This is a genomic window from Microvirga sp. HS2 (assembly GCF_055792805.1).
Window position 1 is genome coordinate 112543 of sequence record NZ_JBVVAJ010000013.1, and the last position, 17576, is coordinate 130118.

Below are 17576 nucleotides of genomic sequence, written 5' to 3' on the forward strand. Positions count from 1 at the left end.
TACTCATTGCGGTCAAGAACAGCCCGTTTCCTCCAGCTCCAAAATTCAATCCCCCCTTGCTCCTGAAGCAGAGGAACGTGCCTAAATTCCTTTGCCAAGAACCGGGGTCGACGCTAAGTCCGACCCGTCATGCTGCGTAAGGTCCGTCTTCTCCCCCTGATCATCGCGACTGCCCTGTTCATGGAAAACATGGACTCGACAGTGATTTCCACCTCGCTTCCGATGATCGCCCTGGATCTGGGCACCGACCCGATCGCGCTGAAGCTCGCCCTCACCTCCTATCTGGTGAGCCTTGCGATCTTCATTCCGATTTCCGGCTGGATGGCCGACAAGTACGGTGCGCGGACCATTTTCACCGTGGCCATCGGCGTGTTCATGGCGGGCTCGCTCGCCAGCGCCGGCGCGAACTCCCTGGAAGGCTTCGTCATCGCCCGCTTCGTCCAGGGCATGGGCGGGGCCATGATGGTGCCTGTCGGGCGCCTTGTGATCCTGCGCAGCGTGCCCCGCAACGAAGTGGTGCAAGCCATGGCGTTGTTGACCATCCCGGCCCTCATCGGCCCGGTGGTCGGCCCGCCCCTCGGGGGCTTCATCACCACCTATTTCCACTGGCGCTGGATCTTCTTCATCAATATCCCGATCGGCGTCATTGGCATCATCCTCGGCACGATGTTCGTGCCGAACATCCGGGAGGAGGACACGCCCCCTCTCGACGTCGTCGGTTTTCTCCTCTCCGGCAGCGGCCTCGCCCTTCTCATGCTGGGATTGGCCTCCGGCGGACGCCATCTCATCCCCCAAGAAGTTTCGCTCGGCTGCGTGGTCGCCGGCATCATCTGCGTGGCGGCCTATGTCTGGCACGCGAAGCGGACGCCGCATCCTGTTCTGCGGCTCGATCTTCTCAAGGTGCCGACCTTCCGCATCAGCATCGTCGGCGGCTCCCTGTTCCGCATCGGCATCGGCGCGATCCCCTTCCTTCTGCCGCTGATGCTCCAGATCGGATTCGGCCTGAGCCCCGTCGCATCGGGATCGCTCACCTTCGTCGCGGCCGTGGGCGCGCTGTTCATGAAGACCATGGCCAAGCGCATCCTGGAGCGTTTCGGCTTCCACCGGGTCCTGACCATCAACGCCTTCATCGGGGCGGCCTTCGTCGCCTTCAACGGCTTCTTCACGCCCTCGACGCCCCATTGGCTGATCATGGCCATCCTCCTGATCGGCGGCTGCTTCCGCTCGCTCCAGTTCACCAGCCTGAACGCCATCGCCTTCGCGGAGGTGTCGAAGCGGGACATGAGCTATGCGACGAGCCTGTCGAGCGCGGCCCAGCAGGTGGCCCTGAGCATGGGCGTCGCCTTCGGGGCCTATGTGGTCGAGGCGGTCGCCCACATGCAGGGTCGAACGGCCATCGCGGCCGAGGATTTCGGCCCCGCCTTCTGGGCGGTGGCGGCGGTTTCCGCCCTCGCCGGCTTCGTCTTTGTAAAGCTCGAGCCCACGGCGGGCGCGGAAATGTCGGGCCACCGCGCGGTCGAAAGAAAGCCGGCCGCCACCGGACTCGGCGACGGCACTACAAATCTCGGTGAGGAGGTGGAACGTCGCTAGGGTTGAGTTACGATCCTCCAGCGCGACCAGGAGGCCTTCATGGATCAACGCATCATCGACCTCTACGACGACTTCACCCATGGCGGCATGAGCCGCCGCTCCTTTCTCGACAGGCTCGCGGCGCTGGCCGGCAGCTCCGCCGCCGCAACGGCCCTTCTCCCCGTCCTGCAGAACAACTACGCCATGGCGCAGACGGTGCCGGAGGGCGATCCGCGCATCGCGGCGGCCATGGTCGACATTCCGGGGCCGCAGGGGCTCAGGGGCTATCTCGTGAAGCCAAAGGAGATCAGCGGGAAGCTGCCGACGGTCATCGTCATCCATGAGAACCGGGGCCTCAACCCGCATATCAGGGACGTGACCCGCCGCGTGGCGGCCGAAGGCTTCATCGCGCTGGGCCTCGATTACCTCTCCCCGATGGGCGGCACACCCGAGGACGAGGACAAGGGCCGGGAGATGATCGGTCAGCTCAAGGCGCCGGACGTCATCGCCTGCGGCAAGGCGGCGGTCGCCTATCTGAAGAACCTTCCCTACGGGAACGGCAAGGTCGGAGCCGTCGGCTTCTGCTGGGGCGGCGGGGCAGTCAACAATCTCGCCGTCAACGAGCCCGACCTCAGCGCCGGCGTCGCCTATTACGGCGGACAGCCGAAGGCGGAGGACGTGCCGAAGATCCGGGCCGCCCTCATGCTCCATTACGCTGGTCTCGACGATCGCATCAATGCGGGCATCCCGGCCTATGAATCAGCCCTCAAGCAGGCGGGAAAGACTTACGAGCTCTACGTTTACGAGGGCGCCAACCACGCCTTCAACAACGACACCAACGCCGCCCGCTACGACAAGGAAGTGGCGGAACTCGCCTGGAGCCGGACGATCGGATTCTTGAAGAAATATTTGGCTTGAGACCCCGCTCGTCGCTCCAGAGCTGCGCAGCGGCGTCCGGAACGGCGAGCGATTGAACAACGCCCCTCAGCCTTTCAGGCGGGCGTTGCATTGCGAATAGTAGCCGCCGCCCTTCTCGATCCACTTCAAGCCGCCATTGCTGGCCCCACCGGCAGCCTGATTGGCTTTGTATTGATCGAGGCAGGTATGCATCCGGGCTTTGCCCGCCGACTCGGTCGAGTATTTCGACGAAACCGTCGTCGGAAAGACCACATTGCCCCGCACCATCGGAGCGGCGGGCTGCGCCGCGGATGGCTTGGCCTGAGGCTGAGGGGTCACGGCCCCGGTGGTCGCCGGTGCCGCCGTCGCTCCGCACTGCGCCTTGCGGAAATCGTTCCACTTCATCGTTCCGAGAGTTCCGGCCGCCTGGGCGGCCTTATACTTGTCGCTGCATTCCTTCATCGTCAGGGCAGAAGCCGGGGTCGAATGGGCCAGGATCAGTCCTGCTGTGCCGGCCATAATCGCTGAGAGAATCCAGTGCCGTTGCATGATCAAACCTCCCGCACTTTCGTGCACGCCCGATCCGGCAAGAGCACGTTGCGTCGCTACGAAGCGGATGGTTCCCGCCCTGCCGGGGAGTGCTCGCTACAATCATGCCCGAACAGCTCAATCGGTTCCCCGGCGGGCCTCATTAATCCTCGAACGCCTCCACCTGCACGCGTTTGCCGATCATGAAGGCGTCCGCCACCAGGCGGAACGGGGCGTCGTCGACCTCGGAGCGTCCGATGGTGAGGAGCGCGTCGAAGCGCCGGTAGATGCCCTGGTACTCTGCGGATTCCTCCTGCACCACGAGACGGCCGTCGATTTCCAGGCAGGAGCCGCCGTGCATGAGCTTGAGGGCGAAGCCCGCTTCCGTTTCCACCTCGATGTCCCAGGTCTGCGGGCCGGTCTGCCGCCAGTCGAAGACCGCCTGAAGATCGCCGTCCGTGTGGCCCGTCTGGAATTGCAGGCCGGCCGCGATCGGCGCGTCCCTGTTCGCCGGAAACTCCAGGCTGGCCGCCTTGATGAAGACCGGCTCGGGCATGATCCGTGTGACGATGGAGAGCGCGTTGATACCGGGATCGAACACGCCGAATCCGCCCGCCTCCCAGATCCATTGCTGGCCCGGATGCCAATGGCGCACGTCTTCCTTCCAGGTGACCTGGAGGCGCTTGATGGACCAGCCGGCGAGCGCCTTCCTCGCCTCCTCGACGGCCTTGTTGTACTGGGCATGCCAGGTGGTGAAGACGGTCTTGCCCACCTTCTCGCCCAGGTGCCGCAGATCCTCCAACTCGCTCAGCGTTGCGGCGGGCGGCTTTTCCAGAAGCACGCTTTTCCCGGCCAGAAGCGCCTCCCGGGCGATCTGGTGGCGCACCTGCGGCGGCGTGCAGATCGAAACCGCATCCACGTCCTTGAGGCCCAGGAGGTCGCGGTAATCCTGGAAGGTGTACCGCGCATCCTCATGAGTCAGCCCACGGGTGCTCGACACCGCCAGAAGCTCGAAATGCGGGTTGGCCCGGATGGCCGGCAGGTGCTGGTCCTGCGCGATCTTGCCGAGGCCGATGATGCCGATCTTGTGCGTGGTCATGGGCGTGGTCTTTCCCTGGAGCAACGGCCACGCCATGCGCGCGGCCCTTAAGGTGTCGGTTCTGTCGCACCCCGAAAACCGGTCGCCAGCACATAGAGTTCCGCCGAGTCCGCCCGGCTCGCCGCGGGCTTCACGTGGCGCACCACGGCGAAGTCGCGCTTGAGATCGGCGAGAAGCTGGTTCTCCGTGCCGCCCTGGAACACCTTGGCGACGAACACGCCCCCCGGGGCCAGGATCTCGCGGGCGAAGTAGATCGCCGCTTCCGCAAGGCCAATGATGCGCAGGTGGTCGGTCTTCTTGTGGCCGGTGGTGTTGGCGGCCATGTCGGACATCACGACATCGGCTGGGCCGCCCAGCATCTCGATGAGCTTGCCCGGAGCGCTCTCGTCCAAGAAGTCGAGCTGGATGAACTCCACGCCCGCCATGGGATCGATGGGCAGCAGGTCGATGCCGACGACCTTGCCTTTCGCCCCCACCTTCTTGGCCGCGATCTGGGACCAGCCGCCGGGGGCGGCGCCCAGATCAACGATGCGCTGGCCAGGCTTGAGGATGTGATATTTCTCGTCGATCTCCAAAAGCTTGAAGGCCGCGCGCGAGCGGTAGCCTTCGCGCTTGGCGCGGGCGACGTAAGGATCGTTGAGCTGGCGCTCGAGCCATTTCTGCGAAGAGAGGGACCGCTTGTTCGCAGTCTTCACGCGCTGCTTCAGGTTGCGGACACCCGAGCCGGACTTGGTGCTCACCGTCGGCTTCCCTCCCGCCATACGCTGTCCTCTCTCATCATCTTCATCAGAATTCCTTCGCGTAAGCCCCGGTCCGCGATGCGCAGGCGATCCGAAGGGAAAGCCCGGCGGATCGCCTCGAGAATGGCGCAGCCGGCCAGGACCAGATCGGCCCTTTCGCGGCCGATGCATGGATTATCGGCCCGCTGCTGAAAATTGGAATGCAGCAGGCGGTTCATCACTGTCGAGATCTCGCGGTTGCGCATCCACATCCCATCGACCTTGCGCCGGTCATACCGGGCAAGCCCCAGGTGAATACCTCCCACCGTCGTGACGGTTCCCGAGGTGCCGAGGAGATGGAAATTCTTGGCCCGTCCCGCCTGGGCCGCCACGAGCGCGAAGTCCATGAGAAGCTCGGACACCTCCTCGACCATTCCCTCGAAGCTTTCGGGCGTCACATCCACCCCGCCATAACGCTCGGCCAGGGTCACGACGCCGACCGGCAGGGAATCCCACGCGCGGATGCGCTTGCACGGATCGGCGAAGGCATGCGGCGCCTGCCCGTCGAGCCAGGCGATCTCCGTCGATCCGCCGCCGATGTCGAAGATGATCGCCGACTGAGCCTTCGGATCGACCAGGGCCGCGCAGCCCGTGACGGCGAGATACGCCTCCGTCTTGCGGTCGACGATCTCGAGGTCGAGCTCGAGATCGTTGCGCACGCGCTCGATGAACGAGAGACCGTTCTTGGCGAAGCGGCAGGCCTCCGTCGCCACCAGACGCGCGCGGATCACCTCCTTGGCGATCATCTTGTCGCGGCACACGCGGAGCGCGTCGATGGTTCGCTCGATGGCATCCTCGCTCAAGGCGCTGCCGAGGCCGAGCCCCTCGCCGAGCCGGACAATCCGGGAGAAGGCGTCCGTGACGCGAAACCCGAAATGGGCGGGCTCCGCGATGAGAAGGCGGCAATTGTTGGTGCCGAGATCGAGAGCGGCATAGCTTCGCGAGGGGCGCTTCCTGGCGTCTCGCCGGCTCCATGTCGCCGAATGCCCGGAGGGCCACGGCGAGCCGCTTTCGGCCCCAGCAGATGGGTCCGCGCGTCGATCTCTCACCTCGGTCGTCGCATCGGCTTTCACGGTCAAAATCGAATCCCTGGGCGTTCCGTAGAGCGCCGGTGTTCCGTTGAGAGTAACAACCGGCGACTGGATCTGCCAAGGGTTGCGACGCAGATTGTGGCCGCCCCCTCCCGAAGCGTTAGAGGGCAAAGCCCGTCAGGCGGTCCGTGAGAGTGGCCAGAACATCGGCCCCGACATTGGCGACCGCGATGCGCAGGTGCCTCTCCTGGCCGGGCCCGAAATAGCTGCCCGGCAGGCACAAAACGCCTCGCTCGGTCGCCAATTTCTCCGCGACCGCCTGAGCGGTCACTCCCTCGAAGGGATGCCGCAGATAGGCGAAATACGCGCCCACCGACTCGATGCGCCACTCCGGAAGCGGCGCGAGCGCGTCCCGAAAAACCTGTGCACGCCCGTTGATTTCGGCGCGGTTGTCCTCACGCCAGCCCCGCAGAGCCTCGATCGCCCAGGGCAGAACGGCCTGGGCCGTGCGAGGCGCGCAGATCTGAATGCAGTCGAGAATCTTGGCAATCTGATCGACGAGCGTGGCATCGGCCGTGATGGCGCCCATGCGGTGCCCGGGGATCGCATAGGATTTCGAGAAGGAATAGAGTTGGATCACGTTCCGACGCCACGCCTCGCCGGTGAAGAGACCATGCGCGCGGTTCATCCCCTGCGGCAGGAAGTCCCGGTAAGTCTCGTCGAGCACGAGGTAAATGCCGCGCTTGGCGCACAGCTCCGCGAACGCCTCGATGACATGGGCGGGATAAACGGCCCCGGTCGGATTGTTGGGCGTCACGAGGACGATGGCGCGGACTTCCTCATTGATGAGCGCCTCCGCATCCTCGACACGCGGAACGAAGCCGTTCTCCGGCCAGCATGGCAGACCACGCGGCTCGATGCCCAGCATGTCGAGACTCATCTGGTGATTGAAGTACGAAGGCGTGGGCAGGAGCACCGCGTCCCCGCGGCGTGCGAGCAGCATCATGGCGACGAAGAAGGCCATGTTGCATCCGGCCGTGATCGCCGTGTCGGCGGCCTCGATCCGCCCCTCGTAGAGGCGCGACATCTCCTCCGCATAAGCCTGCCTCAGGGCCGGATCTCCGTTGATCGGTCCGTACTGGGAAGCCGCGGGAGTGCCCGCGACCGCGGCGAGGCGCTCCAGGAAGCTCTCGTGAGGCGCGTTGCCCGGAACCGCCTGGGAGAGATTGATCAGCGGCCCGTAAGCCCCGTCGTAGCGCCGCGTCCAGCTCTGCGCCTCCGGGATCGGAGGGCTGCCAACATCGGCGACGAGGGAATTGATGGGTGCGAAGAAACCGCCGGCCATAGGGTTCAGGCTCCGAACAAGAAGAAGGCAGGGACTTTCGGTCGAGTTTCACCGAAAGTCCCTGCCGTGCAAGGTGTCTGTGACGAAAGCAGCGGAAGGACCTTAGTCCTTCGCGCGCTCCACGTAGGAGCCGTCTTCCGTCATGATCACGACGCGGGTGCCGGCCTGGATGTGAGGCGGCACCATGGTGCGCACGCCGTTGGAGAGCATGGCGGGCTTGTAGGACGAGGAGGCGGTCTGGCCCTTCACCACCGGCTCCGTCTCGACGATCTCAAGGGTGACGCGGGCGGGCAGCTCGATGGAGATCGGCACGCCGTTGTGGGTCGAGAGCATCACGGCCATGCCTTCCTGAAGGTAGGGCTTCAGGTCGCCGATGATGTCCTGCGGAACCGCGACCTGCTCGTAGGTCTCGGGGTTCATGAAGTGGAAACCTTCGCCGTCCTCGTAGAGGTAGGTGTGCTCGCGGTCCTCCACGAAGGCGCGCTCGACCTGCTCGGTGGTGCGGTAGCGCTCGGAGACCTTCACGCCATCGGAGATGCGGCGCATGTCGAGCTGGGTGACCGGCGTGCCCTTGCCGGGGTGGATGTTCTGGGCGGTGAGCACGACATAGAGCCTGCCGTCGATGTCGACGACATTGCCTTTGCGGAGCGTAGAGGCGATGACCTTCACGGGAAGCTTTCCTTGTGACAGATAGGGGGCGCGTCGCGAGGCCCGCTGCCCGGTCCCGGTGACGCCGAAATTCGATTTCGCTGCCGCAACTAGCCTATCTCGGCGGAAATCGCCAGCCTGACGTGTTAGGAAGTTCTCCACGATGGAAAACGCCACGCCTGCCCCCTCCCCCTGGTGGACGCCGCATGTCCATGCGGATCGCCGTCCTTTTCTCCTGGGGAGAAACCGGATCCAGGCGGCTTTACGGGGCTTCTTCGGAGCCCGCGATTTCGTGGAGGTGGACACGGCCACGCTCCAGGTTTCCCCCGGCAACGAGGCGCATCTGCACGCCTTCTCCACGGAGGCCATCGGGCACGGCGGAGACAGGACGCCGCTCTACCTCCACACCTCGCCGGAATTCGCCTGCAAGAAGCTGCTGGCCGCGGGCGAGACGCGTATTTCGTGTTTCGCCCATGTGTACCGCAACCGGGAGCGCGGCCCCCTTCACCACCCGGAATTCACCATGCTCGAATGGTACCGGGCCAGCGAAGGCTACGAGACCCTCATGCAGGATTGCGCTGCCCTGCTGGCGCTCGCCGCCGAGACGGCGGGCACCCGCATTCTCACCTACAAAGGAAGGACGGCCGATCCCTTCCAGACGCCGGAGCGCCTGAGCGTGGCCGAAGCCTTCCGGCGCTTTGCCGGAATCGATCTCCTGGCCTCCATCGACGAAAGCGGCGCGACCGACCGCGACCATCTCGCCGCGAGCCTCCGGAGCGCCGGAATGCGCGTGGCGGAGGATGACACCTGGTCCGATCTCTTCAGCCGCGTCATCGTGGAGCGGGTCGAGCCGAATCTCGGCCTCGGCCGCGCCACGATCCTCGACGAATACCCGGTGGCCGAAGCGGCGCTCGCGCGGCCCACGGCGCGCGACCCGCGCGTGGCCGAGCGGTTCGAGCTCTACGCCTGCGGCGTCGAGCTGGCGAACGCCTTCGGGGAACTGACCGATGCGGACGAGCAGCGCCGCCGGTTCGAAGTGGAGATGCGGGAGAAGATGCGGGTTTACGGAGAAAGCTATCCCGTGGACGAGGATTTCCTGGCGGCCTTGAGCCGGATGCCGGAGGCGAGCGGCATCGCGCTCGGCTTCGACCGCCTCGTCATGCTCGCCACCGGGGCTTCGCGCATCGATCAGGTGATGTGGGCCCCCGTGCCGGAGACAAAGCGTTGAGCACCCTTCGCACCCCGGCCGAACTGGCGCAGGCAGGCCTGATCGCGCCCAGACAGGTGCCCGAGATCGCGCGGGTGGCCGAGCGCTACGCCATCGCCATCAGCCCCGCCATGGCCGAGCTGATCGACAAGGCTGATCCGAACGATCCGATCGCGCGCCAGTTCGTTCCGGATGCGGCCGAGTTGACGACGACCCGGGAAGAGCGCGAGGACCCCATCGGCGACCTCGCCCATTCCCCGGTCGAGGGCATCGTTCACCGCTATCCCGATCGCGTGCTCCTGAAGGCCGTGCACGTGTGCCCGGTCTATTGCCGCTTCTGCTTCCGCCGCGAGATGGTGGGGCCCCAGGGGCTCGGCACCCTCACCCCGGAGGCCCTGGACCGAGCTTTCGCCTATATCGCCGGGCATCCGGAAATCTGGGAGGTGATCCTCACCGGAGGCGACCCGATGGTGCTCTCGGCCCGGCGCCTGTCGGAGCTGATGCAGCGCCTCGCCGCCATCGACCACGTGAAGATCGTCCGCCTGCACACCCGCGTCCCGGTGGTCGAGCCGGAGCGGATCGACGAGGCGCTGATCGCGGCCCTCAAGGCGAGCGGCAAGACCGTGTACGTGGCGGTCCACGCCAATCATCCGCGCGAGCTCACGCCCGCCGCCCGCGCCGCCTGCGGCCGGCTCGTGGATGCGGGCATCGTCATGCTCAGCCAGTCGGTTCTGCTCAAGGGCATCAACGACGATCCGGATACGCTCGCCGCGCTCATGCGCGCCTTCGTGGAAACCCGGATCCGGCCCTATTACCTCCACCATCCCGATCTCGCCCCCGGCACGAGCCATTTCCGCCTCTCTCTCGACGAGGGCCGCGCGCTGGTGGCGGGCCTGCGCGGGCGCATCTCGGGCCTGTGCCAGCCGACCTATGTCCTCGACATCCCGGGCGGCTACGGGAAGGCCGTGATCGCCCCCGATTCCGTCGGCGAGATAGAGGGCCGCCAGACGGTGTCGGATTTCCGGGGCCGTCGGCACGCCTATCCGCCCGACGAAGCCTGATCCCTGACCGAATCCCTTGCCGAGGACGGGCTTTGCTGCCCCTCGGCATTCCATGCGGGTGCTTTCAAGCGGCCAGCACGCGCGCGGCCGTGATCCACATCACGATGCCGATCGCGCCGTCGAGCGCCCGCCAGGTCCCCGGGCGGGCGAAGAAGGGGCGCAGCAGGCGTGCGCCATAGCCCAGCGAAAAGAAGAAGGTGAACGACGCGAGCATGGCCCCGAGCGCGAACAGCCCACGCCCCTCGTCAAACTGGGTCGAGAGCGACCCGATCAGCACGACGGTATCAAGGTAGACGTGAGGGTTGAGCCACGTGAGCGCCAGACAGGTGAGCAAAGCGCCCCGAAGCGAGATCGTGGGTGCCGTCGACACCTTCAGACTGGCCTCGGCCGCGAGGGCCGATCGGAAGCTCCGCAGACCATACACGATGAGGAAGGCCGCGCCGGCATAACGCATGACAGGCTCGGCCCAAGGCAGGATGGCGCTCACTTGGGCAAATCCGGCGACCCCGGCCAGGATCAGCACGGCGTCCGACAGGGCGCAGGTCAGAACGACCGGCAGGACATGCTCTCCTCTCAGGCCGAGCCGCAGCACGAAGGCGTTCTGCGCCCCGATGACAAGGATCAGGCTCAGGCCCAGCATGAAGCCTGCGACGAGGGGGAAGGACATGGCAAACTCCGCCGAGGGGGGTCGACACGAGCTAGGCTGGATTGCACAATTAGAACAGTTAAAGTTTCTCAATCTGCATTAGGCATTCTAATTCATGCTCGACTACGGCCAGCTCTCCGCCCTCGCGGCCGTCCTGCGAACCGGCAGCTTCGAGCGGGCGGCGCAGCAGCTCAGCGTCACCCCGTCCGCCATATCGCAGAGGATCAAGCAACTCGAGGAGCGGCTCGGGGTTGCGCTGGTGATCCGAGGGCAGCCCTGTACCGCGACGGAAACCGGACGGCGCCTGTGCCAGCACGTGGAGCAGGTCGCTCTGCTCGAAAGCGCCTTGCAGGAGAACCTTCCCGGCCTTCGGTCCGAGAGCCCTCCCGTGACCCTGCGAATCGCCGTGAATGCGGACAGCCTCGCAACCTGGTTCGTCCCGGCGATGGCGAAGACGGACGGATACCTGTTCGATCTGGTGCTGGACGATCAGGACCACAGCGCGGAATGGCTGCGGCGCGGCGAGGTGGTCGCGGCCGTGACTGCGCACGACACCCCGGTTCAGGGCTGTGACTGCCATCCCCTGGGGGCCCTGCGCTACGTGGCGACCGCAAGCCCCGAATATTGCGCCCGGTGGTTTGCCGATGGCTTTGGCGAGCCGGCGGCGGTCCGCGCTCCCTGCCTGACCTTCAATCAGAAGGATCGGCTCCAGGCAGATTGGCTGCGGCAGGTATTCGGGGCCGACCTTCACCCTCCGTCGCACTGGCTGCCCTCGTCCCAGGCATTCGTGGATGCGGCCCTCGCCGGGATCGGCTGGGGCATGAACCCGGAGCCGCTCGTGAGCGCCCACCTTCGCGCCGGAAGGCTGGTTGCGCTCCAGGCGGATCAGCCCTTGGACGTCCCGTTGTACTGGCAGCAGAGCCGCATCGTCGGGCCTGTGCTGGCAAGCGTGACCCGTGCCGTCGTGCACGAGGCGAGAAAGATGCTCATGCCGGCCTGAATTCCCGAGCTTGAGGCTCTTGCCCGCGGCTCGATGCATTGTCGGCGCCTATGGGCCGATCCCTATTCCGGTCCGAATTTCGCGCGCCGCCCCGATTTGATGGCGGAACGCTTCTCCTTCGATTGAAGGCGGCGTTCCTGGGATGCCTTCGTCGGTTTCGTGGGGCGGCGCACCTTCGGGCGCACCGCAGCCTGCCGGATCAGGTCGACGAGCCGGGCAATCGCCTCCTCGCGATTCCTCTGCTGGCTCCGATAGGTCTGTGCCGTGATGACGATGACGCCGTCCTGCGTGAGACGGCTGCCGGCGAGCCTCATCAGGCGAACGGCGACATCGTCCGGGAGCGAGCGCGACCTGCGGGCGTCGAACCGCAGCTGGACGGCCGATTCCACTTTGTTGACGTTCTGCCCGCCGGGACCCGAGGCGCGGATGAAGCTCTCCTGAAGCTCGGCTTCATCGAGCGCGATGCTGTTCGTCACCTGAATCATGCGGGCCTCGGTCGGGGCAGGAAGAAATGGAAATGGGGCATGGGTCGTTCCTGTCCAATGAGGGCCCATCCGGCACTTGTCGACCTCGATAATAGGCTTTAAGCGCCTTGTACCCTCCTGTCGCCGGGCCGGCCCGGTCTCTCAAGCGTTTCCATGTCCGCCGTTTTCGCCAGCCTTATCCCGACCTTCCTGATCATCGCAACCGGCTGGCTCTGCCGCACCACGGGGTTCGTGAGCGACCAGCAATGGGCGGGCCTCGAGCGCATCACCTACGTGATCTTCTTCCCCGCGCTCATCGTCGACACGCTCTCCCGGGCGGATCTCACATCCGTCCCCGTCCTGGGGGTGGGCGGCGCGCTCGTGGGAGCCATCCTGCTCATGGCCGGCCTCATGCTGGCGCTCAGGCCCCTGCTCGAACGCTATGCCTCCCTCGACGGCCCGAGCTTCACCTCCGTGTTTCAGGGCGCCACGCGCTGGAATACCTTCGTCGCGATTGCCGTCGCGGGAAGCCTGTTCGGCCAGCGTGGAATCGCCCTCATCGCTGTCGCCATCGCGGCCATGGTGCCGCTCCTGAATCTTCTCGCCTTCTACGTGTTCATCCGCTTCGCGGGCCGGCCCAGGCAGAGCCCCAAGGCCATCCTTCGCTCTTTCGCGACGAACCCTTTCATCTGGTCCTGCGCGCTCGGCCTCTTGTTGAACCTGCTCGCGCCGCCTCTGCCGAAGCCCATCGTCTCCTACATCGACGTGATGGGACGCGCCTCCCTGGCCGCGGGCCTCCTGATCGTCGGAGCGGGGCTCGACCTTCGCCGCCTCGCGAAGCCCGGTCTGCCCCATGCCGTGGCGGCGTCATGCAAGCTGCTGCTCATGCCGGCCATGGCGGTCACCTTCGCCCAATATGCGGGAATCCGCGGCGACGACCTGCTCGTCACGATCATCGCCGCCTCCGTGCCGACCGCCGCAGCCGGCTACGTCCTGGCGCGCCAGATGGGCGGGAACGCACCGCTCATGGCGGAGATCCTGACCCTGCAGACTCTGCTGGCTATGGTCTCCATGCCGTTTTTGATCGGTGTCTTGGGCTGAGAGCTGGCAACGCCAACGAGGAGCGATCCTCATCTAAAGGGCCTGAGGAGGCCAAAAGACGATCGCGTGCCCACCGGAAGGGCGCAGTCGTTAAGAACAATTACAGAGCTATTCTTTCCGAAGTTCAAGGCGATTGGGAAAGCGCATCCGCGGCAGAGACGATCGATGCGAATATTTTGCTTCATCAGCGCGATCATGTTTCTAGCTGCAGACCTCTGAGGCGACGCCATGCCCCTTTTCGGAACCTTGCTACGGGCATGAAGAGGATGGTTCGAGAGACCCATCGTCCTACAACGCTAAATAATTCATTAGTATACAGGCGTGCAGGCGGGCTATCTTCACCAGTTTACAATAGCTCTCCTCCAAGGATTTCTTGTGGCACGATCAATTCTGCCAGCCAGCACAAACACTGCTCCTTTGGCCACCTCTAAGAACCGACAACAATTTTCCGATAGTATTTTTAATATCGAACCTTCCTAACGCTCGATTGCCAACCGATCTACACATTTCCCTTTATTTCTGCTACTTAGGCGTAAAATGATTATTTAGCTCTAAAATAGTGACGTATGAGGGGTGGAAACTGACCATGAAAGCCAGATTGGTGCTGTGGCTCGTTATTGTGATACTTGGTACGGGGTCAGCATCTATGACTCACGCTCAGAAGGCACCACGAGTCGAGCAGAGCGAAATTAATCTCTATTTTCTCCCGAACTGGCGATTGTCGTCACAAATAGCACAGGGGTTCAAGGCACGGGGCGATTTGCCTCCGTGGCCTCTAAAATTACCATTAGATTGGTCAGCGGATCCATTTAAAGATACGAATTGGACGTTCAGTTTCCACAGCTGGCGAATGGTAGACCTATATCTTAGAGAATATTTCATAACGGGAGATAAGAAACTCATCGATAAAGCATATAAGTACGCAAACGATTGGCATCGTTTCCATTATATTGAGAAGAAAGAGGCGCCTTTCTCTTGGCATGACATGGCCACCGGTCTCCGCGCAATGCGAATTGCATTCTTTGTTGATCGGTTGGAAGCAGGAGCATTTCAGCTCGACCAGTCCATGAGAGACGGGCTTTATGAAATGGCAGATGATCATGCCGCTCGGCTCCAAAAAGACGAGTTTATCAGTCTGTCTAACCACGGAATATTTCAGGTATTCGGCCTCAACCTACTCTGTACCATTGCGGAAACACGCCCCGCGTGCAGAAACGGTCGTGACTTCGCTCGGAAGAAATACGAGCAGATCTTCGATGGGCAGTTCACTCCGGAAGGGGTCCACCGCGAGCATTCGCCCTACTACCATGGGTTTGCAAAAGACGTTATTTCGAGGCTGGCAAGCGCAAACGGGATCAAATCGCCTCACGTAGAGGAAATCCTTGCAAAAGCTCAAGATATTGAGCCGTGGCTGTCCTTCCCAGACGGGACTCTTGCCCGTGTCGGAGATACAGAAGGGAGCAGTGTTTCGCTCGCTGCGGTGCCCGCTCAGAGACCGCTCTGTCTCGACGAGGCATCTTGCTATGCGGTCGGGGACTTCACCAGTTCCGGCTATGCTGTCGTCCGTTCCATGCCACAGGTCCCGCTTGATCAGCAATCCATGCTTTTCGTAACGGGCATGATGCACGGATACGGGCACAAGCACGCAGATGACCTCAGTTTCGAGCTGTTCGAAGCGGGAAGGTTTGTGCTTATTGATGGTGGCAAATACGGCTATCGTAAAGACGAGATGCGAAGCTACGTTGAGAGCGCCGCAGCCCATAACACGATCAGTCTCGAGAATACTCCTGTTACTATCAGGAGCATCAAACCTTATGGTTCGGCGCTGTCTCCGGTCAAGAAAGGCGATGACAATTTCGAGGTCGCAGGCGCGATCAGTCGCCCCGGTCTGTTCGACCAATCTCGCCGGCTCCTCTACCGCCCTGGCGAGTACCTCGTCATTCGCGACGAGTTGAAGCCGCGAAAAAAGGAACGCCTCGTTAGTACGCTCCTGTTCGCGCAAGACCTCGAGGTTAAGCTCTCTGGCAAGATCGCCACCGCGGATCTCGGCGACGGGCAACAAGTGCGGGCTGAGCTTTTGAACGACGATTGCAGCATCGAAACAGTACGGGGCCAACAGGACCCCATTCTCGGATGGACCAGCGTCAAGTACCTTGAGATGACACCGGCTACAGCTTTACGCGCGATCTGCCCAAGTGGAAGCCGCAGCATCACTTGGATTGTCACGTTCAGTGAGGCCGCTCATCGACGAGCCAGCGAATTGGCTAAATCGCTTTAGTTTATGGAACTCCGCATAAGCCCTTCTGAAGAAGCAAGGCAGATACGAGGGCTTCCTCATGTCGATCGCTCGTCCCGAGGCGCCAATGTCAGATCAGGGCCGATTTCGTTGAAAAAGTCGGTATCCAGGCGGGCTGAGACAGCGATGCGGCTTGCCTTGTTGAGATGAGGGCAATGGTGAGGTGTATCCTTCTGCCTTTTCAGGCTCCCTGGATTATCTGAGGCCCTGGTGAAGTGACCAGCTTGGCGAGCTTTCTCAGGTTCTGAGCGGTGGCTGCCAGCAGGAACTCGTCCTGAGCCCCGCACGGACCGCGCAGCCGCAGACGTCCCATCTTCAGGATCCGCTTGAGATGCGCAAACAGCATCTCGATGCGCTTGCGGCCCTGCCGCGACCGCTCGAAAGCCGCCGTGCCCCTCAAGGAGCGCGTAACCTCCCGGGCATGCTCATAGATGCTGCGCGTGATCCTGCGGGCCGGCGTGTTGGGGCAGCAGCCCTCCTTGAGGCGGCACGGACCACAGTCAAGGGTGCTGCCGAGATAAAGCCTATTCGTGCCTTCATTCACGATCCGGCCGCTGGTGGTCAGGGTCTTGCCCTCAGGGCAGGTGTAGGTATCCGCCTCAGGGTCATAGCTGAAGTCTGATCGTGAGAAGGTGCCGTCCTGGCGCTCGGATTTGTCGATGACGGGAGCATGCGGCTCGATCTTCTGCTCGTCCACGAGCCAGTGCAGCATCTCGGCCGAGCCATAGGCACTGTCAACCGCCAGCCGCGCGGGCTCGAGATCGAAGCGCTCAGCCGTGCGCTCGAGCATGGTCCGCGCAGCTCCCACTTCCGCCTGCCGCACCGCCCGGGAGGCCTCCACGTCCACAATCACGGCTGACTTGAGGTCGATGAGGTAGTTGTCGGCATAGGCAAAGAACGCCGGACCGCGCATGGCGCCGGTCCACTGAGCGGCTGGATCAGAGGGTGAGACGAACTTCGGCTCAACGTCTGTGGCCGCACCCCAGGCGGCCTCATCGAGGGTGGCGAGATACTCGCGCACAGCCCGAGGCGCGGCTTCCGCATGATCCTGCGCCTGACAATCGGAGCCTACCAGAGAACGTTGTTTGTTGGCATCGGCGTGGATCAGGCTGGCATCAACCGCAAAGCCTTCACCACCCACCAGCCCCTCGTCCAGGCAGCGCCGGACCACCGCCTTGAACAGGTGACGGAACAGGTCACACTCGCGAAAGCGCCCGTGCCGGTTCTTGGAGAAGGTGGAGTGGTCGGGCACCTTGCCCTCCAGCCCAAGACGGCAGAACCAGCGATAGGCCAGGTTCAGATGCACTTCCTCACACAGCCGCCGCTCAGAGCGGATACCGAGGCAGTAGCCGACGATCAGCATCCGGATCATCAGCTCGGGATCAACGGAGGGGCGGCCGGTGGCACTGTAGTAGCCGGCCAGACGCTGGCGCAGCCCGGAGCAGTCGACGAAGCGGTCGATGCGCCTCAGCAGGTGATCGCAGGGAACGTGATCCTCAAGCCGGAACTCGTAGAACAGGCTCTCCTGCATCACGAGACGCTCGCCCATCATGGCCCGATCCCCCTGCTGAGAATGCCTCATCAGGGAATCACGATCCGCGGCCGTTCACGAGGACTTTTTCAACGAAATCTGCCTCTTGCCGAACGTCTGGAAATGACTGAAGGCCTTAAACGGAAAGAATCTCCACCAGCCCCGACGCTTGCCAGGCGAGCTGACTAACCAGTGTGTCCAAGTTCCTGGAATAAATGAGAGGGAGGCGGGCAGGTCTGGGAGAGATGCAAGTGTCAAGCGAACCGAAGAATTGACCCCTCGGGCGAACTGAAGATTTGACCCCCTCTCATTGCTTTGTAGCGCCCTCGGTTTCGAGCGCCGATCCAGCCTTCTGCAGCAGACCGGATCTGCGC

At 63.5% G+C, this 17576-nt stretch carries 16 protein-coding genes; 7 read left to right on the forward strand and 9 right to left on the reverse strand.

Features of this window, described 5'->3' with window-relative positions:
- Positions 1 to 132: 132 nt before the first annotated feature.
- Together ACS5Q0_RS13740 and ACS5Q0_RS13745 are read left to right on the forward strand one after the other, a co-directional pair.
- Entirely contained in the window at positions 133 to 1590 is a 1458-nt protein-coding gene (locus tag ACS5Q0_RS13740; RefSeq protein WP_473127220.1) for an MDR family MFS transporter, read from the forward strand.
- Between the two features lie 39 nt (positions 1591 to 1629).
- On the forward strand, positions 1630 to 2487 hold the full coding sequence (locus ACS5Q0_RS13745) for a dienelactone hydrolase family protein (RefSeq protein WP_473127201.1): 858 nt from the start codon (positions 1630 to 1632) through the stop codon (positions 2485 to 2487).
- A 66-nt stretch (positions 2488 to 2553) separates the two neighbouring features.
- Here ACS5Q0_RS13745 and ACS5Q0_RS13750 read toward each other — a convergent pair whose 3' ends face one another.
- The 6 genes from ACS5Q0_RS13750 to efp form a co-directional block, all read right to left on the reverse strand.
- The gene (locus tag ACS5Q0_RS13750) at positions 2554 to 3015 is read right to left on the reverse strand and encodes a hypothetical protein (protein WP_473127202.1); all 462 of its coding nucleotides are present in this window, start codon (positions 3013 to 3015) and stop codon (positions 2554 to 2556) included.
- A gap of 142 nt (positions 3016 to 3157) precedes the next feature.
- Positions 3158 to 4093, reverse strand: a complete 936-nt coding sequence (locus ACS5Q0_RS13755) for a Gfo/Idh/MocA family protein (RefSeq protein ID WP_473127203.1) — start codon at positions 4091 to 4093, stop codon at positions 3158 to 3160.
- Between the two features lie 47 nt (positions 4094 to 4140).
- On the reverse strand, positions 4141 to 4854 hold the full coding sequence (locus ACS5Q0_RS13760) for an RlmE family RNA methyltransferase (protein WP_473127204.1): 714 nt from the start codon (positions 4852 to 4854) through the stop codon (positions 4141 to 4143).
- Entirely contained in the window at positions 4830 to 5921 is a 1092-nt protein-coding gene (locus ACS5Q0_RS13765; RefSeq protein WP_473127221.1) for a Ppx/GppA phosphatase family protein, read from the reverse strand. Before ACS5Q0_RS13765 ends, ACS5Q0_RS13760 begins: the two co-directional genes overlap by 25 nt.
- 142 nt (positions 5922 to 6063) lie before the next feature.
- A complete protein-coding gene (locus ACS5Q0_RS13770) occupies positions 6064 to 7248 on the reverse strand; it encodes an aminotransferase (protein ID WP_473127205.1) in 1185 nt (394 codons plus the stop codon).
- A 102-nt stretch (positions 7249 to 7350) separates the two neighbouring features.
- Positions 7351 to 7917 carry an elongation factor P gene (gene efp, locus ACS5Q0_RS13775; protein WP_473127222.1) on the reverse strand — a complete coding sequence of 189 codons (567 nt, stop codon included), beginning with the start codon at positions 7915 to 7917 and terminating at the stop codon, positions 7351 to 7353.
- A gap of 142 nt (positions 7918 to 8059) precedes the next feature.
- Here efp and epmA point away from each other — a divergent pair, with 142 nt between their 5' ends.
- Both epmA and ACS5Q0_RS13785 read left to right on the forward strand, forming a co-directional pair.
- On the forward strand, positions 8060 to 9124 hold the full coding sequence (gene epmA / locus ACS5Q0_RS13780; protein WP_473127206.1) for an EF-P lysine aminoacylase EpmA: 1065 nt from the start codon (positions 8060 to 8062) through the stop codon (positions 9122 to 9124).
- Positions 9121 to 10164 carry a lysine-2,3-aminomutase-like protein gene (locus ACS5Q0_RS13785; protein ID WP_473127207.1) on the forward strand — a complete coding sequence of 348 codons (1044 nt, stop codon included), beginning with the start codon at positions 9121 to 9123 and terminating at the stop codon, positions 10162 to 10164. Before epmA ends, ACS5Q0_RS13785 begins: the two co-directional genes overlap by 4 nt.
- Positions 10165 to 10228: 64 nt before the next feature.
- On the opposite strand, the gene ACS5Q0_RS13790 is transcribed toward ACS5Q0_RS13785, so the two are convergent.
- Entirely contained in the window at positions 10229 to 10831 is a 603-nt protein-coding gene (locus ACS5Q0_RS13790) for a LysE/ArgO family amino acid transporter (protein WP_473127208.1), read from the reverse strand.
- 94 nt (positions 10832 to 10925) lie between these two features.
- Between ACS5Q0_RS13790 and ACS5Q0_RS13795 the strand changes: the two genes are divergently transcribed.
- On the forward strand, positions 10926 to 11810 hold the full coding sequence (locus ACS5Q0_RS13795) for a LysR family transcriptional regulator ArgP (RefSeq protein ID WP_473127209.1): 885 nt from the start codon (positions 10926 to 10928) through the stop codon (positions 11808 to 11810).
- A 62-nt stretch (positions 11811 to 11872) separates the two neighbouring features.
- Here ACS5Q0_RS13795 and arfB read toward each other — a convergent pair whose 3' ends face one another.
- Positions 11873 to 12295, reverse strand: coding sequence for an alternative ribosome rescue aminoacyl-tRNA hydrolase ArfB (gene arfB / locus ACS5Q0_RS13800; protein WP_473127210.1), 423 nt, complete (start codon positions 12293 to 12295; stop codon positions 11873 to 11875).
- A gap of 153 nt (positions 12296 to 12448) precedes the next feature.
- On the opposite strand from arfB, the gene ACS5Q0_RS13805 reads away from it, so the two are divergent.
- Both ACS5Q0_RS13805 and ACS5Q0_RS13810 read left to right on the forward strand, forming a co-directional pair.
- The gene (locus ACS5Q0_RS13805; protein WP_473127211.1) at positions 12449 to 13375 is read left to right on the forward strand and encodes an AEC family transporter; all 927 of its coding nucleotides are present in this window, start codon (positions 12449 to 12451) and stop codon (positions 13373 to 13375) included.
- Positions 13376 to 13961: 586 nt separating this feature from the next.
- Positions 13962 to 15653: a heparinase II/III domain-containing protein gene (locus tag ACS5Q0_RS13810; protein ID WP_473127212.1), complete on the forward strand. Its 1692-nt coding sequence runs from the start codon at positions 13962 to 13964 to the stop codon at positions 15651 to 15653.
- A gap of 199 nt (positions 15654 to 15852) precedes the next feature.
- Here ACS5Q0_RS13810 and ACS5Q0_RS13815 read toward each other — a convergent pair whose 3' ends face one another.
- Positions 15853 to 17223 (reverse strand): transposase, encoded by a 1371-nt coding sequence (locus tag ACS5Q0_RS13815; RefSeq protein ID WP_473127223.1) that lies wholly within the window; start codon positions 17221 to 17223, stop codon positions 15853 to 15855.
- Positions 17224 to 17576 lie beyond the last annotated feature (353 nt).

What these genes read in the sequence shown, in the direction of transcription:
- ACS5Q0_RS13745 (WP_473127201.1), top strand. Translation starts at nt 1,630, where the DNA reads ATGGATCAACGCATCATCGACCTCTACGACGACTTCACCCATGGCGGC.
- ACS5Q0_RS13750 (WP_473127202.1), bottom strand. Translation starts at nt 3,015, where the DNA reads ATGCAACGGCACTGGATTCTCTCAGCGATTATGGCCGGCACAGCAGGA.
- ACS5Q0_RS13755 (WP_473127203.1), bottom strand. Translation starts at nt 4,093, where the DNA reads ATGACCACGCACAAGATCGGCATCATCGGCCTCGGCAAGATCGCGCAG.
- ACS5Q0_RS13760 (WP_473127204.1), bottom strand. Translation starts at nt 4,854, where the DNA reads ATGGCGGGAGGGAAGCCGACGGTGAGCACCAAGTCCGGCTCGGGTGTC.
- ACS5Q0_RS13770 (WP_473127205.1), bottom strand. Translation starts at nt 7,248, where the DNA reads ATGGCCGGCGGTTTCTTCGCACCCATCAATTCCCTCGTCGCCGATGTT.
- epmA (WP_473127206.1), top strand. Translation starts at nt 8,060, where the DNA reads ATGGAAAACGCCACGCCTGCCCCCTCCCCCTGGTGGACGCCGCATGTC.
- ACS5Q0_RS13790 (WP_473127208.1), bottom strand. Translation starts at nt 10,831, where the DNA reads ATGTCCTTCCCCCTCGTCGCAGGCTTCATGCTGGGCCTGAGCCTGATC.
- ACS5Q0_RS13795 (WP_473127209.1), top strand. Translation starts at nt 10,926, where the DNA reads ATGCTCGACTACGGCCAGCTCTCCGCCCTCGCGGCCGTCCTGCGAACC.
- arfB (WP_473127210.1), bottom strand. Translation starts at nt 12,295, where the DNA reads ATGATTCAGGTGACGAACAGCATCGCGCTCGATGAAGCCGAGCTTCAG.
- ACS5Q0_RS13805 (WP_473127211.1), top strand. Translation starts at nt 12,449, where the DNA reads ATGTCCGCCGTTTTCGCCAGCCTTATCCCGACCTTCCTGATCATCGCA.
- ACS5Q0_RS13810 (WP_473127212.1), top strand. Translation starts at nt 13,962, where the DNA reads ATGAAAGCCAGATTGGTGCTGTGGCTCGTTATTGTGATACTTGGTACG.
- ACS5Q0_RS13815 (WP_473127223.1), bottom strand. Translation starts at nt 17,223, where the DNA reads ATGATGGGCGAGCGTCTCGTGATGCAGGAGAGCCTGTTCTACGAGTTC.